General features: G+C 65.7%; 5 protein-coding genes. 3 read left to right on the top strand and 2 right to left on the bottom strand.

Translation table 11 applies throughout. The features are described from left to right. The coding region (locus tag AWC08_RS18690; RefSeq protein ID WP_085088079.1) for a PE family protein at positions 1 to 1,058 on the bottom strand (1,058 nt) is incomplete at its 3' end. Between the two features lie 301 nt (positions 1,059 to 1,359). On the opposite strand from AWC08_RS18690, the gene AWC08_RS18685 reads away from it, so the two are divergent. From AWC08_RS18685 to AWC08_RS18675, 3 genes are all read left to right on the top strand, one after another. Continuing rightward, complete coding sequence (locus AWC08_RS18685) at positions 1,360 to 2,859, top strand: fatty acid desaturase (protein ID WP_083271223.1); 1,500 nt, start codon at positions 1,360 to 1,362, stop codon at positions 2,857 to 2,859. Positions 2,860 to 2,972: 113 nt separating this feature from the next. Next, positions 2,973 to 4,154, top strand: a complete 1,182-nt coding sequence (locus AWC08_RS18680; RefSeq protein ID WP_065133174.1) for a type III polyketide synthase — start codon at positions 2,973 to 2,975, stop codon at positions 4,152 to 4,154. Between the two features lie 38 nt (positions 4,155 to 4,192). Further along, positions 4,193 to 5,938, top strand: coding sequence for an ATP-binding cassette domain-containing protein (locus AWC08_RS18675; RefSeq protein WP_065133172.1), 1,746 nt, complete (start codon positions 4,193 to 4,195; stop codon positions 5,936 to 5,938). Here AWC08_RS18675 and adhE read toward each other — a convergent pair. After that, the gene (gene adhE, locus AWC08_RS18670) at positions 5,898 to 8,531 is read right to left on the bottom strand and encodes a bifunctional acetaldehyde-CoA/alcohol dehydrogenase (protein ID WP_264074389.1); all 2,634 of its coding nucleotides are present in this window, start codon (positions 8,529 to 8,531) and stop codon (positions 5,898 to 5,900) included. The two genes, AWC08_RS18675 and adhE, sit on opposite strands and share 41 nt — an antisense overlap. Between the last annotated feature and the right edge of the window lie 32 nt (positions 8,532 to 8,563).

Genomic DNA, 8,563 nt, shown 5'->3' with positions numbered 1-8,563 from the left:
CCGCCCGTACCCCCCGCACCGCCCACACCACCGGGGGCCGATGCATTAGTCCCATTTCCCCCGGCGCCCCCTACGGCCAGACCGCTGCCTTGCGCAACTGCACCCCCGCCAGCACCGCCGGCACCCCCGTTGCCGCCGGAACCGCCGGTGCCACCATTCCCGCCGTGTGCGGTACCGCTCAACGGGGAGTACACCGTGCTACCCGCGCCGCCGGTGCCTCCCGTGGCGCTGAGACCGCCGTCCGCGCCGTCACCGCCGGTAAAGCCGAAGGCATCGCCGGTGGCCGGGTTGTAGGTGCTGCCGCCGGCGCTGCCCGTCGCAGCCGTGCCGCTGACCACGGGATTGACGCCGTTGGCGCCGGCCAGACCGGTGCCGCCCTGACCGCCGGCGCCGCCGGCGCCGAAAATCAGCGCGTTGCCGCCGGCACCGCCGCGCCCGGGCAGGCCGCCGTTGATGCCCGCCGTGGCGGCACCACCCTGGCCCCCCGTGCCGCCATTGCCGTTCAGCCATCCACCGGAACCGCCCTGGCCGCCGAGCGCGCCCGCCCCGCCCGCCCCGCCGGATCCGCCGGACCCGATCAGCCCCGCGCTGCCGCCGTGGCCGCCGGCCTGACCGGGCGCGCCCGACCCCCCGTTGCCGCCGTTGCCCCACAGCAGCCCACCGTCGCCGCCGTTGGCGCCGCTGCCCGGAGCGCCATTCGTGCCGTCGCCGATTAGCGGGCGCCCCAGCAACGCCTGGGTGGGCGCGTTGATGACATCGAGCAACAGCTGCCCGACATTGATGGACTCGGCGGCCGCGTAGGTGCCTGCACCCGCGTTGAGCGCCTGCACGAACTGGGTATGAAAGGCGGCGGCCTGCGCACTTAGCACCTGATAGGTCTGGGCACGGGTGTCGAAGATGGCGGCGACGGCCGCCGACACCTCATCGAGGGCCGCCGGCAGCATCTCTGTCGTTGCGGCTGCGGCCGCTGCATTGGCCTCAGTGAGCGACGAGCCGACATTGGCGAAAGTCGTTGCTGCCGTGGACATCGCCTCCGGCGCCGCAATAAGAAATGACATCCCGCCGTCCTTCGATGAGTTCAGGGCGGATCGACCCGTACCCGACTGGGGTCGATCGCCGAACCGATACTTCATCTCGCCTTAGGCCGCTGTCGAGGGGGATTTCTACCCCTTCCGACTATGCACTTCCGATTTCCGTCGTCGCCTCCGCTATTTAGTCGTGATCCACGCCGGCGCCCGAGAGACGCCAAGCATTTCTCACGAATCCACCAAGGCTGCCGCCCGAACCTCGACACACAGCGGCACAGCGTCGCCTGAAGCGAACACGACCTGCGCAGCAGAAACACCCCGAAGGAAAGAAATGACGATCGAACCGCCAGCACTGGACACGCGTGGACCGCTTGGCCGGCCCGAGGAGGGCCCATCCAGTCGACCTCCCGCCGGTCCTCCCGCGGGACCGCCGCCCGACGTGTGGGTCTACAACGGACGCGCCTACGACCTGTCCGAGTGGATCGCCAAGCATCCGGGTGGAGCGTTCTTCATCGGCCGCACCAAGAACCGGGACATCACCTCGATCATTCACGCCTACCACAAGAATCCCGAGGGGATCGAAAGGCTCCTGGAGCGGTATGCGCTGGACCGCGACGCCCGTCCCGGGGACGTCCACCCGAAATGCAACGCACCGGAATTCCTGTTCAAGGAGGACTTCAACAGCTGGCGGGACACCCCGAGGTACCGCTTCGACAACAAGGATGACCTCCTGCACCGGGTGAAAGCGCGACTGCGGCAACCTCAACTGGCCGCGCGCATCAAGAAGATGGACCGGCTCTTCAACATCGTGGTCGCGGGCCTAGCGGTCGCGTATGTCGCGGTGCAGGCTATGCGAATAGCCGCGCCGCAATGGATGCCGTTGCCGCTCTTCATAATCGCGATGGTGCTGCTGCGCTGCTCGTTGGCGGGGTTCGGGCACTACGCGGTCCACCGCAGGCAAAAGGGGCTCAACAGGGTCTTCGCGAACGCCTTCGACATCAATTACGTGGCACTGGGATTAGTGACCGCCGACGGACACACGCTGCTGCACCATCCGCACACCCAAAGTGAAGTCGACATCAAGAAGAACGTCTTCACGATGATGATGCGGCTGCCTTGCCTGCTTCGGGTGCCCGTCCACACCATTCACAAATTCGGCCACCTGGTCACCGGCATGCCGATCCGGATTGTGGATGTCCTGCGGATCACCCGCAAGATCGGCGTCACGGAGGTCTACGGGACCTGGCGCAACGCCATCCCCCACTTCGCCGGCTCGGTGGCTCTGCGTCTGCTGTTGATCGGCGAGTTGGTGACCTACGCGCTGGCCGGTGACTTCCTTTCCTGGGCACCGCAATTCGTGGCCACACTGTGGATCAGCACGTTCTTGATCGTCTCGAGCCATGACTTTGAGGAAGACACCGACGAACATGCCGCCGACGATGCCGATCCGCAGGACTGGGGCATCCACCAGCTCACGGAGGCCTATGACCTGAAAGTAATTGGCAATCGCTATGTCGACTGCTTCCTGTCCGCCGGTCTGAGTTCGCACCGCGCACACCACGTGCTGCCCTATCAGGGCAGCGGTTTCGCCAACATCGCCACGGAGGACGTGCTGCGGGAGGAGGCAGTCAAATTCGGTCTCGAATGGCTCCCCGCAAAAAGTTTCGTCACCGACCGGTTACCGAAGCTCGCCCGCGCGTATCTCCTGTCGCCGTCCCGGCAAGCGCAGGAACGACAGTGGGGACTGGTCCGCGAACATTGCTCACCGACGGCCTGGAAGGCCAGCGTCGCCTATGCGGCCTCCGGATTCGGCGGACTCGGCTCGGTGTGAGCCGCCAGACGCCAAGAATCCGTGCAGATTTCGCCAATATCACCACCCGACGATACGTACAGCTGACCACCGATCAGCGTTACCGCCGAATGAAATTCACGAAGGAAAGTGCCATGTACGTCAACGACGAACTCCTGATGTGGCGGCAGGGCGGCGGCGAGGCCGGGCCCACGCTTACCGAGCTGCCACCCGCCCCGCCGACTACCGTGGCGGTGATCGAGAGCATCGCGACGGGAACTCCGAGCCATGTCGTCGATCAGCTGCAGGTCGCCGATCAGGTCGCCGCACTGTTCGACAATCCCGGACAGCGGGAGCGGATTTCGCGTCTCTACCAGAAGACGATGATCGGCACCCGCCGAATGGCGGTTGATCCGCTCGATGCCGAATTCGACGCGTTACGGCGTCAAGCGGGAACGATCCGGAACCGCATGGAGCTGTTCTACCGGCACGCCGTTCCGCTAGCGGTGGACGTGGCCGGGCGGGCGCTGGCAGGCGTCGACGATCCGTCGACGGAGATCGGCCTCCTGGTTTTCGTCACGAGCACCGGATTCATCGCTCCTGGTGTCGATGTGGCGGTGATCAAGGAACTCGGCCTGTCACCATCGGTTTCGCGTGTTGTGGTGAACTTCATGGGATGCGCAGCCGCGATGAACGCGATCCGCACCGCCCGGGATTACGTTCGCGCCAACCCCGGCCGGAAGGCGCTGGTCGTGTGCATCGAATTGTGCTCGGTGAACGCCACTTTCGCCGACGACATCAACGACGTCATCATTTCCAGCCTGTTCGGTGACGGCTGCGGCGCGCTGGTGATCGGGTCCAGCCAGACCCAACAGCCGCTGGACCGCGGCAAGGTGGTGATCCGCGACAGCTTCAGCCTGTTGCTCGACGACACCGAAGACGGCATCGTGCTCGGCGTCAACGACAACGGCATCACCTGCGAACTGTCGGAGAACCTGCCGACCTACATCTACGACAACGTCGACCCGGCGATAGCAGAGATACTGCGGGACAACGGATTGCAGAAGTCAGACATCGACCTGTGGGCGATCCACCCGGGTGGGCCGAAGATCATCGGAGAATCCGCACGATCACTGGGCATCTCCACCGACGAGGTGGCGCCCAGCTGGGAGATCCTCGACCGGTTCGGCAACATGCTGAGCGTATCGCTGCTCTTCGTCCTGGATCTCATGGTGCAGCAAGCCAAGGACAAGAGCGACATCTCCACCGGCATGGCGTTCTCATTCGCACCCGGCGTCGCCGTCGAAGGAATGCTCTTCGACATCATCGGCGGCTGAGCAAAGACCGACATCACAGCCAAGAAAGGCGCACAACGATGCAACTCCTCAACTTCCTGCTCTCGATCTCACGGGCGCGGATAGTGGCCGTCTTCGTGACCGGCCTGATCAGCGGCGTGGCCAGCACCTACCTGCTGACGCTGATGAACAGCGTCTTGTCGCCGGAAAACCATTCCGCCGCAACCCTGCAGCGCTTTGCGGCGACGGGGCTGGTCGCACTGGCCGGAGCGCTGTTGTCCCAGGTTCTCCTGATCCGTCTCACCCAGGACGCGATCTACCAACTGCGACAAGGGCTGAGTGCCAAAGTGATCAACGCCCCGTTGCAGGACCTGGAACGGATGGGACTGCACCGGCTGATGGCAACCCTGACCGAAGACGTGCGGTCGTTGTCGCAGGCGGTGACGGCCATCCCGAACATGTGCATCGACGTGACGACCATCGTGGGGTCGCTGACTTTCCTTGCGGCGGTGTCGGGCCCGTTGTTCGCGGTGACGATTGCGGGGACGTTGATCAGCATCGCCAGCGCCGAGACCGTGCTGCGACGGGTACGGCACATGTACCACCAGGCCCGTGAGAACGAGGACGCGCTGTTGCGGTCGTTTTCCGCCATGACGCTCGGCATCAAAGAACTGAAGCTGCACCGCAGCCGGCGGCGCGACTTCATGGACCGGCACCTGCTCGGGTCGGCCCGCACGCTGCGGACCCAGAACGTACGGGCCGGGTCGTGGCTCTCGGCGGCGCAGGGATTTGGTCAGCTGTTCCAGCTCGCCACGATGGGCCTCATCCTGTTCGTGGTCGCCGCCGCGCTCGCCCTGCCGAGGGACACCATGGTCAGTTACCTGCTGGTCACGATGTTCCTGTCACGGCCGATGCAGAGCCTGATGAAGCAGATCCCGGAGTTGCTGCGGGGCGACGTGGCGCTGGCCAAGATCCGCACGCTGAACTTGTCCATCGAAGATCACCGGGATCAGGAGCGGCTGCCGTGCATCGAGCGGCCGCCCGTCGGCCAGGCCAGGCTGGACCTGATCAATGTCAGCTATGCCTATCAATCGGAGCTGCCCCCGTCGGTTCCCCCGGGTCCCGGCGGTGGCCAGGCGGGCCGGCCGCTGCCCCCGGGACCACCGCCATCACCAGAGGGCGCCGGACCGGGATTCCAGCTCGGCCCGGTGGACCTGACCTTCGAACCGGGCCAGATCACCTTCGTCGTCGGCGGCAACGGAAGCGGCAAATCGACTCTGGCCAAGCTGATCACGGGCCTGTACCCGCCGGCCAGCGGATCCCTGGTGCTGAACGGAGAAAAGATCGGCCACGACAACGTCGAGTGGTTCCGCCAGCACTGCTCCGCGGTTTTCACCGACTTCCACCTCTTCGATGACTACCTCGGTTTCGACCGGCCCGGCATCGACGACGAGGTGCGCCACTACCTGCACCAATTGCAGATCGCGCACAAGGTGACCGTGCAGGATGGCCGGTTGTCCACCGTCGCGCTGTCCCATGGCCAACGCAAACGACTGGCGCTGCTGACCGCGCTGCTGGAAGACCGGTCGATCTACGTGTTCGACGAGTGGGCCGCGGACCAGGAGCCACGGTTTCGTGAGGTGTTCTACACCGAACTGCTCCCCGGCCTGAAGAAGCGCGGAAAGACCGTCATTGTGATCACCCACGATGATCGCTACTTCCAGTCCGCCGACCAGCTGGTCAAGCTCGACTTCGGCCAGGTGGCGGCGGCGCGGCAGGACGCCGCTAACCGGTGCCGTAGTAGCCCAGCCGCAGCAACTCGGTGATCTCGGTGACCAGCGGCATCCGGGGGTTGGTCCGGTTACTGAGGTCCTCGAAGGCAGTCATCGCCAGCTGCGGCAACGCCACCGTGAACGCCTCTTCGGCGATGCCCAGCTCCTTCAGTGAGCGCGGCATGTCGACCCGGTCCAGCAGATCTTCGACTCCCTTGAACAGTCGGCCGCGGCTGTCTTCGGGTTCGTGACCACCGAAGATCAGCTGGCCGATCTGGGCGTACTTGTCGGGGGCGATGTAGGCCGAGTAACCCGGAGCCGGCATGAACTTGGTCGGCAGACCCGAGTTGTAACGGAGCACGTGCGGCAGGAAGATCGCGTTCGCCCGGCCGTGCGCGATACCGAACTTCGCGCCGACGGCGTGAGCCAGTGCATGGTTGGTCCCGACGAACGCGTTCGAGAAGGCCAGCCCGGCCAACGTCGCCGCGTTCGACATGTCGGTGCGCGCCGCCAGATCATCCGGATCGCGGTACGCCCTGGGCAATGACTCGAAGATCAGCCGCGACGCCTGCGCGCACAGCGCGTCGGTGTACGGGGAGGCGAAGATGGACACCGCCGCCTCCAGCGCGTGCGTGAGCGCGTCGACGCCGGTGTCCGCGGTCAACACCGGCGGCATCGTCGATGCCAGCTCCGGGTCGATGATGGCCAGGTCGGGCACCAGGCTGTAGTCGACCAGCGTCTCCTTCTTGCCCTGAACGGTCAGCACCGCTGCCGGCGACACTTCCGAGCCGGTGCCCGAAGTCGTTGGGATGGCGACCAATTGGAGCCGGTGGCGGTCCGTCGGATAGTCGGCCACTCGCTTGCGGGGGTCGAGGAAGGGCATGGTCAGCTCGTCGAGCGTCTTCTCCGGGTGCTCATAGAACAACCGCATCGCCTTACCGGCATCGAGCACCGAACCGCCGCCCACCGCGATGAGGACCTCGGGTTGCACGCGTTCCAGCAGCTCGACGCCGCGGCGGATGGTCGTCTCGTCCGGCTCGGGCGTCACCTCACTGAACACCTGCACGTGGCGGGTTCGCAGCTTGCCGCGCAGCAGGTCGACCACACCGCGCTCATCGCTCACGGCATCGGTGACCACCACGACGGCATCGCAGTCGAGCTCGCGCAGATTCTCCAGCGCACCGGCGTTGAAGTAGGTGTTGGACGGGACCCGGAACCACTGCGGCGGGGTTCGGCGTTTCGCGACGGTCTTGATGTTGAGGAGCTGGCGATAGTTGACGTTCTCGGTCGTGCTCGACCCGCCCCAAGTTCCGCAGCCCAGCGAGAAGGTCGGCGTCAGATTGTTGTAGACACCGCCGAGCGCGCCGACCGCGGTCGGTGCGTTCACCAGGATGCGCCCGGTACGCACCGCCGCGCTGTACGCGTCGATCACCGCCTGATCGTTGGCGTAGACCGCCGAGGTGTGGCCCAGCCCGCCGTGTTCGGTGACCAGCACCGCCACGTCGATGGCATGTTGAACGTCGCGGGCCCGCACCACACCCAGGACGGGCATCAGTTTCTCCTGCACCAGCGGGTGTGCGGCGAGCTCGCCGAGATCGGCCGGCAGCGGGGCCAGCAACACCTTCACCGTCGGCGGCACCGAAAAGCCCGCGCGGGCAGCAAGTTCCGGCGCCTGCTGCCCCAGCGCGTCGAGGGAGATCTTGTCCCCGCAGCCGAAGGCGAACCGGGATATCGCGGCCGCCTCGTCGTCGGTGAGCAACCGGGCGCCCATCCGCTCGAACTCGGCGACCATGGCGTCGTAGATCTCGTCGTCAATGATGCATGTCTGCTCGGCGGGGCAGATCACCGAGGAGTCAAAGGTTTTCGAGATCAGGATGTCGACGACCGCGCCCTTCACGTCGGCGGTCCGATGGGCGTAGATGGGCGCGTTTCCGGGTCCGACACACAGTCCCGGTTTCCCTGTCGCACTGGCCAGCGCCACGATCTTCGGTCCGCCGGTCACCCAGATGAAGTCGATCTTGGGATGTTTGAACAGATAGTGCGTCACCTCGTGGGCAGCATCCGGGATGACCTGCAGCGCGCCGGGCGGCATACCGGCCGCTTCGGCCGCCGCCCGCAGGATCTCGACACTGCGCTCGCAGGACCGCACCGCATACGGTGACGGCCGGAAGACGACGGCGTTGCGTGTTTTCGCGGCCACGATCGCTTTGAACAGAACCGTCGACGTCGGGTTGGTCACCGGAGTGATCGCGAGCACCACGCCGATCGGTTCGGCGACGTGGACGATGTTGTTCTCGATGTCCTCGTCGACGACACCCACCGACTTTTTGTCGCGCAAATAGTCGTGCAGGAACTCCGTTGCCACGTAGTTCTTTACGACCTTGTCCTCGAAGACGCCGAAGCCGGTCTCCTCGATCGCCAAGCCCGCCAGTTCGGCGGCGGCACGGACGCCGGCGCGCACCATGGCCTCGACGATCCGGTCGACCTGGACCTGATCGAGCTTGCGGAATTCGGCGGCCGAGGCAGCGGCGACATCCACGATCGCGTCGATCTCATCGCGGCGGCGCTCGTCGTTCTCCGCGGCATCGCTATTGCCAGTGGTCTTCGCGGCCGCATCCCGCGGAGCCGCCCCCAGTTGGGTTGACACGGGCAATCCTCCTCACGCAGCCGTCGACAGCT

The sequence above is a fragment of the Mycobacterium gordonae genome, assembly GCF_002101675.1.
GTDB classification, from domain to species: Bacteria; Actinomycetota; Actinomycetes; order Mycobacteriales; family Mycobacteriaceae; genus Mycobacterium; species Mycobacterium gordonae.
The sequence above is the reverse complement of the archived record's forward strand: the minus strand, read 5'-3'. Positions and strand labels throughout refer to the sequence as shown.